Annotated in this window: 12 protein-coding genes and 1 riboswitch; of the genes, 3 read left to right on the forward strand and 9 right to left on the reverse strand. The window is 55.9% G+C overall.

All coding sequences use genetic code 11. The features are described from left to right. Nucleotides 1-160 precede the first annotated feature (160 nt). A complete protein-coding gene (gene polB / locus LH86_RS08785; protein ID WP_039300368.1) occupies nucleotides 161-2,521 on the reverse strand; it encodes a DNA polymerase II in 2,361 nt (786 codons plus the stop codon). 198 nt (nucleotides 2,522-2,719) lie between these two features. On the opposite strand from polB, the gene LH86_RS08790 reads away from it, so the two are divergent. Next, nucleotides 2,720-3,487 (forward strand): DedA family protein, encoded by a 768-nt coding sequence (locus LH86_RS08790; RefSeq protein WP_039300371.1) that lies wholly within the window; start codon nucleotides 2,720-2,722, stop codon nucleotides 3,485-3,487. Here the strand turns inward: LH86_RS08790 and thiQ are convergent. The 4 genes from thiQ to sgrR form a co-directional block, all read right to left on the reverse strand. Next, nucleotides 3,484-4,182, reverse strand: a complete 699-nt coding sequence (gene thiQ, locus LH86_RS08795) for a thiamine ABC transporter ATP-binding protein ThiQ (protein ID WP_039300374.1) — start codon at nucleotides 4,180-4,182, stop codon at nucleotides 3,484-3,486. The genes LH86_RS08790 and thiQ overlap by 4 nt on opposite strands. Beyond that, a complete protein-coding gene (gene thiP / locus LH86_RS08800) occupies nucleotides 4,166-5,776 on the reverse strand; it encodes a thiamine/thiamine pyrophosphate ABC transporter permease ThiP (RefSeq protein ID WP_039300375.1) in 1,611 nt (536 codons plus the stop codon). Before thiP ends, thiQ begins: the two co-directional genes overlap by 17 nt. Next, complete coding sequence (gene thiB, locus LH86_RS08805) at nucleotides 5,752-6,735, reverse strand: thiamine ABC transporter substrate binding subunit (protein ID WP_039300378.1); 984 nt, start codon at nucleotides 6,733-6,735, stop codon at nucleotides 5,752-5,754. The genes thiP and thiB overlap by 25 nt, the downstream gene beginning before the upstream one ends. A gap of 31 nt (nucleotides 6,736-6,766) precedes the next feature. Further along, nucleotides 6,767-6,868, reverse strand: a riboswitch (TPP riboswitch). 49 nt (nucleotides 6,869-6,917) lie between these two features. Further along, nucleotides 6,918-8,576: an HTH-type transcriptional regulator SgrR gene (gene sgrR / locus LH86_RS08810; RefSeq protein WP_039300383.1), complete on the reverse strand. Its 1,659-nt coding sequence runs from the start codon at nucleotides 8,574-8,576 to the stop codon at nucleotides 6,918-6,920. A gap of 87 nt (nucleotides 8,577-8,663) precedes the next feature. On the opposite strand from sgrR, the gene sgrT reads away from it, so the two are divergent. Beyond that, entirely contained in the window at nucleotides 8,664-8,843 is a 180-nt protein-coding gene (gene sgrT, locus LH86_RS08815; RefSeq protein ID WP_008461749.1) for a glucose uptake inhibitor SgrT, read from the forward strand. 112 nt (nucleotides 8,844-8,955) lie between these two features. After that, nucleotides 8,956-10,134, forward strand: a complete 1,179-nt coding sequence (locus tag LH86_RS08820; protein ID WP_039300385.1) for a sugar efflux transporter — start codon at nucleotides 8,956-8,958, stop codon at nucleotides 10,132-10,134. A gap of 36 nt (nucleotides 10,135-10,170) precedes the next feature. Here the strand turns inward: LH86_RS08820 and leuD are convergent, their stop codons facing one another. From leuD to leuA, 4 genes are read right to left on the reverse strand one after another with little or no spacing between them, the layout of a single operon-like run. Then, nucleotides 10,171-10,776, reverse strand: coding sequence for a 3-isopropylmalate dehydratase small subunit (gene leuD / locus LH86_RS08825; RefSeq protein ID WP_039300388.1), 606 nt, complete (start codon nucleotides 10,774-10,776; stop codon nucleotides 10,171-10,173). Nucleotides 10,777-10,787: 11 nt separating this feature from the next. After that, nucleotides 10,788-12,188, reverse strand: a complete 1,401-nt coding sequence (leuC, locus tag LH86_RS08830; protein ID WP_039300391.1) for a 3-isopropylmalate dehydratase large subunit — start codon at nucleotides 12,186-12,188, stop codon at nucleotides 10,788-10,790. A 2-nt stretch (nucleotides 12,189-12,190) separates the two neighbouring features. After that, the gene (leuB, locus tag LH86_RS08835; RefSeq protein WP_039300394.1) at nucleotides 12,191-13,282 is read right to left on the reverse strand and encodes a 3-isopropylmalate dehydrogenase; all 1,092 of its coding nucleotides are present in this window, start codon (nucleotides 13,280-13,282) and stop codon (nucleotides 12,191-12,193) included. Continuing rightward, nucleotides 13,282-14,859, reverse strand: coding sequence for a 2-isopropylmalate synthase (gene leuA / locus LH86_RS08840; protein WP_008461762.1), 1,578 nt, complete (start codon nucleotides 14,857-14,859; stop codon nucleotides 13,282-13,284). The genes leuB and leuA overlap by 1 nt, the downstream gene beginning before the upstream one ends. Nucleotides 14,860-14,937 lie beyond the last annotated feature (78 nt).

The raw sequence follows: 14,937 nt of genomic DNA on the forward strand, positions 1-14,937 counted from the left end.
CGGCGCAGTTGTTTAAAATTGGGTCTAAGGATTCGAAGAAAGGGCGCTATGGTACTGGATGGCAACGGATTCGTCACGCACTCGTCATGCTTCAAATTACGGCGGCGCTGGCAGCACGCTCTTAGCGCCTCGCCGTAAGCTGAGTTATGTTGAGGATTATTTAAAATAGCCCCATCTGCCCCGTCATCAGTGTAGCAAAGTCGTCCTCAAGGAAGGGCAAAATCCCCTCTGCGACGGGCTGCAGCTGGCGAGTCAGGTAGTGGTCATAATCCAGCGGAGACTGCTGATAATCAACCGGTTCCGGGCCGCTCAGGGTCATGACGTATTTTATCGTGCCGCGGTTCTGGTATTGCGCAGGCCTGCCCAGACGCTGGTTATGCTCATCGGCAAGCCTTGCCGCGCGAACGTGAGGCGGCACGTTTTTCTGGTACTCGCTTAACGGGCGACGCAGACGCTTGCGATAGATGAGCTGTGAATCCAGCTCACCCGCCATCAGGCTGGCAATGGTCTCGCGGATGTAGTCCTGATAGGGCTCGCCGCGGAAAATTCGCCAATAGAGCGTTTGCTGGAACTGTTGGGCGAGGGGCGTCCAGTCGGTGCGCACTGTTTCAAGCCCTTTAAATATCATGCGCTGTTCTTCGCCTTCCTGAATAAGCCCGGCGTAGCGCTTTTTGCTGCCCTGGTCCGTTCCCCGAATGGTAGGCATCAGGAAGCGGCAGAAGTGTGTTTCGTACTCCAGCTCCAGGGCGCATTCCAGGCTCTGCGTCGTTTTCAGGTGTTCGCGCCACCAGCCGTTTACGTGTTCAACCAGCTTCCTGCCAATTTGCGCGGCGTCTTCTTCGCTATGGGGCTTTTTCAGCCAGACAAAGGTGGAGTCCGTATCGCCGTAGATGACGTCATAGCCCTGGGACTCAATCAGGGCTTTCGTCTGGCGCATGATCTCGTGGCCACGCATGGTGATCGACGAGGCCAGACGGGGATCGAAAAAGCGACAGGCGCTGGTGCCCAGTACGCCGTAAAAAGCATTCATGATGATCTTGAGTGCCTGAGAGAGTGGTTTGTTACCGTGGCGCTTTGCCTCGTCCCTGCCATGCCAGATCTGGCTCACGATCTCGGGCAGGCAGTGCTTGTCGCGGGAGAACCAGCCGCCAATAAACCCTTCCACGGAGTGCGCCACGTCTGGCTGGGCTGTACCTTCGACGAGGCCGACCGGATCGATTAAGAAAGTGCGGATAATCGACGGATACAGGCTTTTATAATCAAGCACCAGCACTGAGTCATACAGCCCTGGGCGCGAATCCATCACATAGCCGCCGGGGCTTGCCTGAGGTGGAACCTCACCCAGATTGGGGGCGACATAGCCTGCGCGATGCATACGCGGGAAATAAAGGTGGCTGAAAGCCGCTACCGAGCCGCCGTGTTTATCCAGCGGGAGCCCGTTGACCGTCGCCCGCTCCAGCAGGAAAGGCATCAGCTCCGTTTTGTGGAAAATGCGCGTTACCAGCTCGCAGTCTTTGAGATTATAGGTAGCCAGAGCGGGTTTGTTTTCGGCAAAGCGGCGGTCGATCTCATCCATACGATCCCAGGGATTATCAATCGACTTCCCTTCACCGAGAAGTTCACGGGAGACCGTTTCCAGCGAAAACGAAGAGAAATTCCAGAACGCCGATTTTAGCGCTTCGATGCCGTCGATAATCACCCGGCCCGCAAGCTGGGCAAAGAAAACGCCTTGCTTAAAGCCGTGCTCACGCCATTCTAGCAGGCTGTTACCCCTGCCCAGACGAAGCGGAACCTGGTAGCGCTCGGCCATTTTTTGCAGCACGCGCAAGTCAAACTGCACGACGTTCCAGCCGATCAGCACATCGGGATCGTGCTCGGCAAACCAGCTATTCAGCTTCTCCAGCAGCAAAGGGCGGCTGGCGACATATTCCAGCGTAAAGTCCAGGCCAGCAGCATCGCCGTTTTCAGGCCCCAGCATATAGACGTGGCGCTGCCCGCAGCCTTCAAGGCCGATGCAGTACAGCTCGCCGTGTCGATTCGTTTCGATATCCAGCGAGACCCATTTCAACGGCGGGCGGTATTCCGGGGCGGGCTTCAGGCGGGTATCCAGCAGCACGTCGCCCTGAGGATGGCCGCTGAACCAGACTGGCGCGGTAATAAAGCGCTCCATCAGGAAGCGCTCCGGGGGGCGAATATCCGCCTCATAAACCGTCACGCCGCCGTCGCGCAGCAGTTTTTCCAGACGCATTAACTGGCGGTGCTGTTGGCAATACAGGCCCGCCACCGGCTGGCGATGGAAGTCTTTGAGTTCAAGCGGCGTAAGGCGGAACTGGTTTTCACCGGCTAACAGACGCTGCGCCTGGGCTAGCTGCGGCTGGGGAATAAAGGCCACGGATTCCTGAGGCGGCAGGCGCACCTTAAGCGGGCCATCGTCCGTGGCCAGCCAGAAATCGACTTCGGTACCGCGCGGGGTGTCTCGCCAGTGCCTGGTCAGCAGAAACCCCTGACGAGCTTGAGACACGCTGCATTCTCTCTCAGGAAAAGTGTTTCGATTATAGCGCAAACAACCGTTATTTACTGCATTTATATACAGTGTTGTTGGCCTGGCGTGCGAATTGTCCGGAACTTTACCGTCTATTCTTTATTCATAGAAATGAGACCTTGACGCCTGTCACGTTAATTCTGGAGAATCGCCCGCTCGCTCATCGACGGAAAGCCTATGGAATCCTTGCTGGAACACTTTATTACACAGTCAGTGGCATATTCGCTTATCGCGGTGATGCTGGTGGCTTTTCTTGAGTCGCTGGCGCTGGTAGGACTCATCCTGCCGGGCACGGTGATGATGGCCGGACTGGGGGCGTTGATCGGCAGTGGCCAGGTGAACTTTTATTATGCCTGGGGCGCCGGGATCGTCGGCTGTCTGCTGGGCGACTGGATCTCATTCTGGCTTGGGCAGCGTTTCAAAGGGCCGCTGCACCGCTGGTCATTTATGAAGAAGAATAAGGCCCTGCTGGATAAAACCGAACACGCGCTGCATCAGCACAGCATGTTTACGATCCTGGTTGGGCGCTTTGTTGGCCCTACGCGCCCGCTGGTGCCGATGGTTGCAGGCATGCTGGATTTACCGCTGGCCAAGTTTCTGCCGCCGAATATCATCGGTTGCCTGCTCTGGCCGCCGCTCTACTTTTTGCCGGGGATCCTTGCCGGAGCAGCTATAGATATTCCCGCGGATATGAAAAGCGCCAGCTTCAAGTGGCTGCTTTTGGCGGTGGCTTTACTGCTTTGGCTGGCCGTGTGGCTGTGCTGGCGTTGGTATCGCAGCGGTAAGCGTGGCTCAGATCGACTGGCCCGCTATTTACCGCAGGCCCGACTAAACTGGCTGGCTCCGCTTATGCTTGTGGTGGGCATTGGCAGTTTTGTGGCCTTGCTGCAGCATCCCTTGATGCCGGTTTACTGGGACATCCTGCGGAAGGTGCTGTCGCACTAACTACCGATCCCCAACAGCGCGGAGGCGCTTGCCTCCCCGCTAAGCAACGTGCCCGTTTCGCCGTCCCATGCAATGCGCCCGTCTTTTATCACGATGCTGCGGCTGGCAATGCGGGCGGCATCTTCAATGCTGTGAGAGACCATCAGCAGCGCCAGCTGTTGCTCCCGGCACAGCTCGTCGAGCAGCTGCAGCATCTCTTTGCGCAGCGCCGGATCCAGCGCCGAGAAAGGTTCGTCCAGCAGTAAAACGGGCTGCTGACGAACCAGGCAGCGGGCCAGGGCAACGCGCTGCCGCTGGCCGCCGGAAAGCTGAGACGGCAGACGATCCAGCATGTCAGTTAACCCCACGCGTTCCGTTATTTCCTGCAACCGCAGCTTCTGGGCTTCATCAAGTTTCATGCCCGGATGCATGCCCAGGGCGATATTTTGCCGGACGGTCAAATGGCTAAACAGATTATTTTCCTGGAAGAGCATGGAAACCGGGCGAGCTGAAGGCGGTGTCCGGGTGTGATCCACGCCGTCGATGACGATGCTGCCGCTGGCAGGCGCCAGGAATCCGGCGACCAGGCTCAGTAACGTACTTTTTCCCGCCCCACTTGGCCCCAGGATGGCGATTCGTTCCCCCGCCGCAACCTTCAGGGAAAAGCGTATGGGTAAGTGCTGGTACAGCCAGGTTACATCAGTCAGAGTTAGCATCTTGCCCCGGAAGTTTTTCAATCAAGGTAAACAGCAGAAAACAAAGCAGTAGCAGGAGCAGCGCTGTGACCGCGCCGTCCTGGCTGCGGTAAGAGCCGATCTGCTGATACAGCCAGAAGGGTAGCGTGCGGAAGTCTTCATTACCGAACAGCGCCACCACGCCGAAATCGCCAATGGACAGGACGCAGGCAAAGGCCAGCGCCTGGGCTATCGGGCGTTTCAGCGCTTTTAGCTCAATAAATCGCAGGCGATTAAAGCCGCTGATATCCAGCGACTGGCAAAGCTGGGAGTAGCGTTCCGCCACGTCTCGCATGGGGTTTTCGAGCACTTTCAGGGCGTAAGGAATCGCCATCAGCGCATTGGTAAAAATAACAATCGCATCGGCGGATTGCGGCAAGCCCACGGTATTGTTTAGCAGCAAGAAGAAGCCGGTGGCGAGGACGATACCCGGCATCGCCAGAATCAACATGCCGCTAAGTTCAATGGCCTGCCCGGCGAAGCGTTGGTTACGAAGCCGAAGTTCACGCGAGCTCCAAAGCAGCATCAGCGTGAGGATCACGCTGATAAGCCCGGCAGCAATAGCAATGCGCAGTGAAGTCCAGAGCGCGTTCCAGAGCGCAGGCTGCCGCAGCACGCTGCCCATGCTGCCGTTAATCCCATCGACCATTACCGCCAGCAGCGGCGGGAGCAGTAGCAGCAGGGCGAGCAGAATAAGCAGGCCATCGCTAAGTTTTCGGCGCAGAGAATCCTGCGGATCGCGCCAGCCCTGAAGCTGGCTGACGCCGACAGGAATCGCTTTACTTAACTTCTGGCTCAACAACACTAGCCCCAGGCAGCACGCCATTTGTAGCAGCGCCAGCAGCGCCGCTTTGGCCGGATCGTAGTCGTAACTGAGTGCCTGGAAAATGGCCAGTTCGATGGTGGTGGCCTGCGGGCCGCCGCCCAGAGAAAGCACGGTGGCGAAGCTGGCGAAGCAAAGCATAAAAATCAGGGCGCCAACCGGGAGTATTTGTCGACGCAGCCAGGGCCATTCGACGAAACGGAAAAAATGCCAGCCCTGCATCCCCAGCTGTGCCGCCAGCTGGCGCTGTTCAGAAGGGATATTGTTCAGCGCCTGCAGCAGAAGGCGGGTCGCCATCGGCATATTAAAGAAGACGTGCGCCAGCAGAATGCCCTGCAGGCCATAAGGGGAAAAGTGCCATTCAAAGCCCAGCCGGCCACAGAGCGTTGCCAGCCAGCCTTCTCGCCCATAAACGGAAAGAATGCCGAAGACGGCGACCAGCACCGGTAGCACCAGCGTCATGGCGCAAAGCCGCAGCAGCGCCAACCGGCCAGGAAAACGGCGGCGGTAGAGCGCACGGGCTAAAAATATTGCCGGGAAAACGGAAAGTGCGGCGGAAAGAAAGGCCTGCCAGAAGGAGAAACGCAGGACGTGCCAAAGATAGCCGTCCTGTAAGAGGGCAAAGACATCCGTCTGCGGAGCGTTAAGCCAGAGCGCCAGAAAAGCCGCCAGGGCTACCGCCACGACCAGCGTCGCGGCAAATAGCCCTGGATACAGCCAGCCTGGTATTAGTGGCTGACGGCGCGTTGCCATTCATTGATCCATGCTGCGCGCTGGGTGGCTACCTGCTGAGGAGTAAATTCCAGCGTGGTTTGCGGTTTCACCAGGCTGTCGAAGCCAGCCGGTAACGCCACGTTGGTTACCGGATACATCCAGTTGCCGGTAGCAATGGTGTTCTGGAAACCCGGTGTGGCGATGAATTTGATAAATTTCTCGGCGAGTTCAGGCTGTTTGCTGTTCGCCAGCCGGCCCGCGACTTCAACCTGCAGGTAATGCCCTTCGCTGAAATCCGCGGCGGCGTAGTTGTCTTTCTTCTCTTCAATGATGTGGTAGGCCGGGGAGGTGGTATAGCTCAACACCAGGTCGGCTTCCCCTTTGAGGAACAAGCCGTAGGCTTCGCTCCAGCCTTTGGTGACGGTGACGGTTTTTTTCGCCAGCTTTTGCCAGGCTTCCGGGGCTTTATCGCCGTACACTTTTTGCATCCACAGCAGCAGGCCAAGTCCTGGGGTGCTGGTGCGCGGATCCTCGTAAATCACCTTCCATTTTTGGTCGCTTTCAACCAGTTCTTTCAGGCTCTTTGGCGGGTTTTTTAGCTTGTTTTTGTCATAAACGAAAGCAAAGTAGCCGTAATCGTAAGGTACGAAGGTGCTGTTCTTCCAGCCGCCGGGTACCTGAAGAGTGGCGTTTTCGACGTTAGAGGGCGCAAACAGTTTGGTTTGCGTGGCGGCCTCTACCAGGTTGTTGTCCAGCCCCAGCACGACATCTGCTTTGCTGTTCTTGCCTTCCATGCGCACGCGGTTTAGCAAAGAAACGCCGTCTTCCAGCGCCACAAATTTCAGCTCGCAGTTACAGTCGGCCTCAAAGGCTTTCTTCACCGCCGGGCCAGGGCCCCAGTCGGCGGCGAATGAGTCGTAGGTGTAGACGGTTAATACAGGTTTAGCGAAAACGGGCATGGCGGCGAGCGCCAGCAGCGGCAGAAACTTTTTGAACACTTTGCACCTCAGTAAAAGGGGGCAAAGGAATTGAGTTGAGTGTCTCAAATCCCTTCGCCGGCGTTATCCGGATCAGGTTCGACGGGTATTATCTCAGCGCGGACAAACTGTCCTGGCACCCCGTTGAGCAGGGAGGATTCTACTGATTTCCTTTGGGTTACGGAAGTCATGTTACGAAAGCGTTATGGGCCCGGTGGGGCAAACCAGGCGGACTTGAAATCAAACCAGCCTAGCGTGTTCATCCGCACCCCGCGCATACTGCGTTGGCCTTCAATGCGCAACCAGTGGTGAATCAATGGGATAACATCATTGCGCTCCAGCATTTGCTTGCACCATTCCGGCAGGGCCAGCGTTTTGCTGTGCCAGCGACGGGCATCGCCCTGCCAGTCGCCAGGGATGCATTTTTGAATCAGTGGGACTTCGTAAAGCTGGGCAAACAGGGAGTATTCCAGCGGCATGGTGAAATTCACGCTGTTCAGCCAGATATCGCTCTCGGCCTCGCCCTGATGCCATTCAGCATAGTCTATCTCCTGTACAACCAGCTTCACGCCCTGTTCCGCCAGTAATTCGGTCATGATGCTACTGATCACCCGGTGCTCGACGTGGTCACGGTAGTAGGTGAGCGTAATGCTCTCAAGTCCAGCAGGTTTAGGGAGCAATGGCCCGGGCCTCGAATGGTGCCAGCGCGGGAGCAATCCATAAGCCGGGAACCAGTATTGCTGATACTGCTCGGTAGCGCGGTAGATAAGGTTAACCGGGGAGAGGATATGCCCAATCCACTGGCGCACGTCTTCATTGATGCCCAGGCTGGATCGGCTGTCGAACAGCAGGTAGTAGCAGCCTTCTTCCGGGCGGCTTTCCACGGCTTTTTCGCTGTCCGGCATGCCCTGGAGTTGCACGCCGCAGCTGGACTCCTCGCCAACTTCCGGCAATACCCAAAAGTTGACCTCGTCAATGAGCGCCCGGAAGCCAAAGTAATCATCAAACGCGTGGATCTTTAGCTGGTTACGATTGTTTCTCGCGACGGAATAGGGGCCTGTGCCGATAGGCTGGCTGGCGAAATTTGTCATCGTTGTCCATTCTCGCGGCAGGATCATGGCGTTGACGCTGCCCAGCAGCCACGGCAGCCAGTCATCCGGCTGGCTAAGGTGAATATCCAGCGTCCAGAGCGTCGGTGAAGTGATTTGCGTGATATGAGCAAAAAGCGGCAGGGCGTTGATGCGCTGTAGGGAAGAGATAATATCCAGCATGTCCAACTCACGCCCATGGTGAAAATGGATGCCGGGGCGCAGGAAGAAACGCCAGCGTAAAGGGGATATTTGTTGCCAATGGTGAGCAATATCCGCTTCGAGTTCCCCATTTTCCTCATTTATACGCGTCAGGCCGCTAAAAATCTGGCGGGCAATGTGGGTTTCGGAGCGCCTAAGCGCCGAGCCGGGCAGCAGATTCAGCAGCGGCCGATAGTAAAGGACACGCAGAATGTGTCGACCCTGGCGAAAGCTGCGGCCAAGATGAGAAATGAGCATCTGGCGGACAGCGGCTTTATCGCCGACGATTTGGACTAGCTGATCGATGCGATCCTGCTCCAACAGATCTTCCGCCCGCTGCTGCTGAAGCGCCAGCCCGGTATAGAGGAAAGTGAGCTGCGAGCGCTTGCCTCGTCCGGCTTCCGCCTGCCAGCTAAGCCAGCCTTTTTCCTGCATAGCATTAAGCAGCGTACGCATATGGCGGCGGGAACAGCTCAGCAAATCCGCTAAATCATTCAGCGTGGTTTCCTGAGGTTTGCCTTCGCAGCATTGCCACAGGCGGATGAATTGTTGTTGCAGGCGAGACGAAGACATAAAAGAGGAACTCCTGGCGGAAACTCATCAATTTAACTTTCCCTATATTACGCCAATAATCATCCTCGATGAAGCGAGGAGGTGTTTATGAAGCGGTCATCACCTGCGAAGTTTTTCCAACAGTACTTTGCCGCAACACAGTTTGTTTGCTCTGGATGGCTGGCTCGCCTGACGGTGGAGCAAAGACTAAGGATGCTCGAAGACTTGATGCAGTGGGAGGTTACAACCCCGATGCCCGAGAACGCCAACGCGCCGACTCATGTGTGACTGAGTATTGGTGCTTTTCACCGGCCAGCAGCTGTTTACTGCTGGCTTTTTTCGTTTAATCTTTACGCATTTAACAAATACCTCGGACTACATCTCCTTTTAAGGACATTCCATGCTCTGGTTTTTGACCCGCGCACGCCGTTTTAACCCTGTATACGCCGCCTTTATGGCCGTCTCTTTTATGATTGGCGTGGCCGGGGCGCTACAAGCTCCGACGCTTAGCCTCTTTTTAACTCGAGAAGTCGAAGTGAGGCCGTTTTGGGTAGGTTTGTTTTATACCGTGAATGCGATTGCCGGGATTGGCGTCAGTTTGCTGCTGGCCAAAAGGTCGGACAGTCGGGGCGACCGGCGCAGGCTGATTATGGTGTGCTGCGTGATGGCGGTGGCAAACAGCGTTCTTTTTGCCTTCAATCGTCATTATCTGACGCTGATTACGCTTGGCGTGATGTTTGCTTCGGTAGCCAATACAGCAATGCCGCAGATCTTTGCCCTGGCGCGTGAATACGCCGATCGTTCCGCCCGTGAAGTCGTGATGTTTAGCTCGATCATGCGTGCGCAACTTTCTTTGGCGTGGGTTATCGGGCCGCCGCTCTCTTTTATGCTGGCGCTGAAATACGGCTTTACCACAATGTTCCTTATCGCTGCCGGAATATTTGTCATTTCACTGGCGCTGATTATTTTCGCGTTGCCGTCCGTGCCGAGAGTTGAACAGCCCGCAGAGGTGGCGATAACGCAGGTCAGCGGCTGGAAAGACAGCAATGTACGGATGCTGTTTATCGCCTCAATGCTGATGTGGACCTGCAACACCATGTACATCATCGATATGCCGCTGTGGATAAGCCAGGATCTCGGGCTGCCGGATGAGCTGGCGGGATTATTAATGGGCACGGCGGCAGGACTGGAGATCCCCGCGATGATCCTCGCTGGCTACTACGTGAAGCGCTTTGGAAAACGTAACATGATGGTCGCGGCCGTGGCTGCGGGTGTCCTGTTTTATGTCGGGCTGACCCTGTTTCACTCTAAAGCGGCGCTGGTGGTCTTACAGTTGTTCAATGCGGTGTTTATCGGGATCATCGCCGGGATAGGTATGCTGTGGTTCCAGGATTTGATGCCGGGAAGGCCCGGTTCTGCGACGACGTTATTCACCAACAGTATTTCAACGGGCGTGATTCTGGCCGGGATACTGCAAGGGGCGCTGGCAGAAGGTTTTGGTCACTATTCCGTTTACTGGCTGATGGCGGCGCTTGCGGTGGTCGCGCTGTTCCTGACTAGCCGGGTTAAGAACGTTTAAGAGTTTCCCCTCTCATGGGTGAGAGGGGAAAATGTACTACCGCATAAATGCCGGCAGTTTTTGCTCGTAGCCAGAAATAGCGGCTTCGTGCTGCAGCGTCAGGCCGATGCTGTCCAGGCCGTTCAACATGCAGTGACGGCGGAAGCTATCCAGCTCAAAGGTATAACGCTTCTCGCCCGCCTGAACCGTCTGGGCTTCCAGGTCGACGACAAACTTAATGCCAGGCTGGGCGTCGACCAGTTTGAACAACTCATCCACCTGCTCATCGCTCAAGATAACCGGCAACAGCTGGTTATTAAACGAGTTGCCGTAGAAAATGTCCGCAAAGCTTGGCGCAATCACCACTTTGAAACCGTAGTCGGTTAATGCCCACGGGGCGTGCTCGCGAGATGAACCGCAGCCGAAGTTTTCGCGCGCCAGCAGAATTGAGGCACCTTTAAATTCCGGGTAGTTCAGCACGAATTCCGGGTTAGGGACTTGTCCTGCATCGTCCAGAAAACGCCAGTCGTTAAACAGATGTGCGCCAAAACCGGTACGGGTGACCTTCTGCAAAAACTGCTTCGGGATAATGGCATCGGTATCGACGTTCGCCGCATCCAGCGGAACGACCAGGCCGGTATGTTGGATAAATTTCTCTGCCATGGTGGTTCCTCTTATTTCAGTGTACGAATATCGGCGAAATGACCGGAAACGGCGGCTGCGGCTGCCATCGCCGGGCTGACCAGGTGAGTACGCCCACCGCGGCCCTGACGGCCTTCAAAGTTACGGTTGCTGGTGGAGGCGCAACGCTCGCCAGGATTCAGGCGGTCGTTGTTCATGGCCAGGCACATGGAGCAACCCGGCAAACGCCACTCAAAACCGGCTTCGATAAAGATCTTATCCAGCCCTTCAGACTCGGCCTGAGCTTTTACCGGTCCGGAGCCTGGCACAACCATAGCTAACACGCCAGGCGCGACTTTGCGGCCTTTGGCGACTTCAGCTGCTGCACGCAGGTCTTCGATACGTGAGTTGGTGCAGGAGCCGATAAATACTTTATCAATAGCCACTTCGGTCAGCGGGATACCTGGTTTCAGGCCCATGTAAGCCAGCGCTTTTTCTGCCGATGCACGCTCAACCGGATCGCTGAAAGATTCTGGGTTAGGGATATTGTCGGTAACAGAAATCACCTGGCCTGGGTTGGTTCCCCAGGTCACTTGCGGAGCAATGTCGGCGGCGTCTAAGGTGACGATAGTGTCAAATTTCGCGCCTTCGTCGGTGTTGAAGGTTTTCCAGTACTCGACGGCTTCATCCCAGTCAGCCCCTTTTGGCGCATGCAGACGGCCTTTTACATATTCGAAGGTGGTTTCATCCGGCGCAACAATCCCGGCTTTTGCCCCCATTTCGATAGCCATGTTGCACAGCGTCATGCGACCTTCCATGCTCAGCGCACGAATAGCATCGCCGCAGAATTCAACCACGTGACCGGTGCCGCCTGCGCTGCCGGTTTTGCCGATGATGGCAAGCACGATATCTTTGGCCGTGATCCCCGAAGCTGCCTTGCCCTGAACTTCAATTTTCATGGTTTTCGCGCGACCCTGTTTCAGGGTCTGCGTTGCCAGGACATGCTCAACTTCGGAAGTCCCAATCCCAAAAGCCAGCGCGCCGAATGCGCCGTGAGTCGCGGTATGGGAGTCGCCGCACACGATGGTCATGCCCGGCAGGGTGATCCCTTGTTCAGGCCCCATAACGTGAACGATGCCCTGATAAGGGTGATTCAAATCGTACAGCTCAACGCCAAACTCTTTGCAGTTCTTCATCAGTTCCTGCATCTGAATACGGGCCATCTCGCCGGAGGCGTTGATGTCCTTAGTTTGGGTCGACACGTTATGGTCCATCGTGGCGAAGGTTTTCCCCGGTTGGCGAACCGGGCGGCCATGGGCACGCAATCCGTCAAAGGCCTGCGGGGAAGTCACTTCATGCACCAGATGGCGATCGATATACAGCAGCGGTGTCTCTTCCGGGGCTTCATACACGACGTGGGCGTCGTATAACTTCTGATATAAAGTTCTGGCCATGATTATTTCCCCTGAGCGATGTAGCGGGCGATGATGTCGCCCATTTCGTCGGTGCTGACTGCCTGACCGTCGCGGGCTAAATCGCCGGTACGGTGGCCTTCTTCTAACGCGCGATTAATGGCGCTTTCGATAGCCTGCGCGGCCTCTTCGGCATCCAGGCTGTAGCGCAACAGCAGCGCCAGCGACAGGATCTGCGCGATAGGGTTGGCAATGTTCTTCCCGGCGATATCCGGTGCTGAACCACCCGCAGGTTCGTATAAGCCAAAGCCTTGTTCGTTGAGGCTGGCGGAAGGCAGCATGCCCATAGATCCGGTGATCATGGCGCATTCGTCGGACAGGATGTCGCCGAACAGGTTGGAACACAGCAGAACGTCGAATTGCGATGGATCTTTAATTAACTGCATGGTGGCGTTGTCGATATACATGTGGGACAGCGACACATCCGGGTATTCTTTAGCGATTTCGTTGACTATTTCGCGCCACAACAGTGAAGTTTGCAGCACGTTTGCTTTATCAATGGAGGTCACTTTGCTGCGGCGCTTGCGGGCAGATTCAAAGGCGATACGCGCAATGCGCTCGATCTCAAAGCGGTGGTAAACCTCGGTATCGAAAGCTTTCTCGTGCATGCCGCTACCTTCACGGCCTTTCGGCTGGCCGAAGTAAATCCCGCCTGTCAGTTCGCGAACGCACAGAATGTCGAAGCCGTTTGCCGCAATGTCGGCGCGCAGCGGGCAAAATTCTTCCAGGCCCTGGTACAGGCGAGCTGGACGCAGGTTGCTGAAGAGTTTGAAATGTTTACGCAACGGCAGCAGGGCACCGCGTTCAGGCTGTTCTGCTGGCGGCAGATGTTCCCATTTTGGGCCACCTACTGAACCGAACAGAATCGCATCGGCCTGTTCACAACCTTCGACCGTAGCCTGCGGCAGCGGGCTGCCGTGGCGATCAATGGCGGCCCCACCGACGTCATAGGTGCTGGTGCTGATGCGAATATCAAAGCGATTGCGAACTGCATCCAGTACTTTCAGGGCCTGAGCCATCACTTCCGGGCCAATACCGTCACCCGGCAAAACTGCAATATGGTAATTTTTCGACATTACACGGTTTCCTGATTTTGTTCTTTATTCTGATGTTGAGCTTTGCGTTGCAATTCTTTTTCGACTTCACCGGCACGCCAGATGTTGTTCAGCACGTGGACCATGGCTTTGGCCGATGACTCGACAATGTCAGTTGTCAGCCCTACGCCGTGGAAGCGGCGGCCGTTGTAATCCACCACGATATCTACCTGGCCCAGGGCGTCTTTGCCCTGACCTTTGGCGGTTAAGCTGTATTTCACCAGCTCAATGTTGTAATCGGTGATGCGGTTAATGGCCTGGTAGACCGCATCCACAGGGCCGTTGCCGTTTGCTGCTTCAGCCTTGACCTCTTCGCCGCAAACCAGCTTCACGGATGCCGTCGCGATACCGTTAGAACCCGACTGCACGCTGAAATAATCCAGACTGAAGTGCTCCGGCTCTTCCTGCTGCTTGTTGATGAAGGCCAGCGCTTCCAGATCGTAGTCAAACACCTGGCCTTTTTTATCTGCCAGCTTCAGGAAGGCGTCGTACAGGTTATCCAGGTTGTAATCAGCCTCTTTGTAACCCATCTCGTCCATACGGTGCTTAACCGCAGCACGGCCGGAGCGTGAGGTCAGGTTCAGCTGTACCTGATTCAGGCCGATGGATTCCGGTGTCATGATTTCGTAGTTTTCGCGATTTTTCAGCACGCCGTCCTGGTGAATACCGGAGGAGTGGGCGAAGGCGCCGGTGCCGACGATAGCTTTGTTGGCCGGAATTGGCATGTTGCAGATTTGGCTAACCATCTGGCTGGTGCGCCAGATTTCCTGATGATTGATATTGGTGTGCAGGTTCATGATGTCCTTGCGCACCTTGATAGCCATGATGACTTCTTCCAGTGAGCAGTTACCCGCCCGTTCACCGATGCCGTTCATTGCGCCTTCCACCTGGCGAGCACCCGCGTGAACTGCCGCCATGGCATTACCTACGGCCAGCCCCAAATCGTCGTGTGTGTGCACGGAAATAATCGCCTTATCGATGTTCGGCACGCGCTCATACAAACCGGTGATGATGTTGGAGAACTCAAACGGCATGGTGTAGCCGACGGTGTCAGGGATATTAATGGTTGTAGCACCGGCGTTGATCGCGGCTTCGACTACGCGAGCCAGGTCGGCAATCGGCGTACGGCCAGCATCTTCACAGGAAAATTCTACGTCATCGGTGTAGTTACGGGCGCGCTTCACCATATAAATGGCGCGCTCAATGACTTCGTCCAGCGTACTGCGCAGCTTGGTGGCGATGTGCATTGGAGAGGTGGCGATGAAAGTATGAATACGGAAGGCTTCAGCGACTTTTAAGGATTCAGCGGCAACATCGATATCTTTCTCAACGCAGCGAGCCAGGCCGCAAACACGGCTGTTTTTGATATTGCGGGCAATAGTCTGTACGGATTCGAAATCGCCAGGGGAAGAGACGGGGAAGCCGACTTCCATGACGTCGACGCCCATACGCTCCAGCGCCATAGCGATCTGCAACTTCTCTTTTACGCTCAGGCTTGCCTGTAAAGCCTGTTCGCCGTCGCGCAATGTAGTATCAAAAATAATGACTTGCTGGCTCATGGTTCGGTCCTTTATCTCTTTGGGTGCCTTCGCGACGAGCATAAAAAAACCCGCGCATTGGCGCGGGTTTTTTCTGTC

This window comes from Cedecea neteri (assembly GCF_000758325.1).
Lineage (GTDB): Bacteria > Pseudomonadota > Gammaproteobacteria > Enterobacterales > Enterobacteriaceae > Cedecea > Cedecea neteri_B.

Bases quoted from the DNA above. Each gene is read 5' to 3' on its own strand.
- LH86_RS08790 (WP_039300371.1), top strand. From the start codon at position 2,720: ATGGAATCCTTGCTGGAACACTTTATTACACAGTCAGTGGCATATTCG.
- thiQ (WP_039300374.1), bottom strand. From the start codon at position 4,182: ATGCTAACTCTGACTGATGTAACCTGGCTGTACCAGCACTTACCCATA.
- thiP (WP_039300375.1), bottom strand. From the start codon at position 5,776: ATGGCAACGCGCCGTCAGCCACTAATACCAGGCTGGCTGTATCCAGGG.
- sgrR (WP_039300383.1), bottom strand. From the start codon at position 8,576: ATGTCTTCGTCTCGCCTGCAACAACAATTCATCCGCCTGTGGCAATGC.
- sgrT (WP_008461749.1), top strand. From the start codon at position 8,664: ATGAAGCGGTCATCACCTGCGAAGTTTTTCCAACAGTACTTTGCCGCA.
- LH86_RS08820 (WP_039300385.1), top strand. From the start codon at position 8,956: ATGCTCTGGTTTTTGACCCGCGCACGCCGTTTTAACCCTGTATACGCC.
- leuD (WP_039300388.1), bottom strand. From the start codon at position 10,776: ATGGCAGAGAAATTTATCCAACATACCGGCCTGGTCGTTCCGCTGGAT.
- leuC (WP_039300391.1), bottom strand. From the start codon at position 12,188: ATGGCCAGAACTTTATATCAGAAGTTATACGACGCCCACGTCGTGTAT.
- leuB (WP_039300394.1), bottom strand. From the start codon at position 13,282: ATGTCGAAAAATTACCATATTGCAGTTTTGCCGGGTGACGGTATTGGC.
- leuA (WP_008461762.1), bottom strand. From the start codon at position 14,859: ATGAGCCAGCAAGTCATTATTTTTGATACTACATTGCGCGACGGCGAA.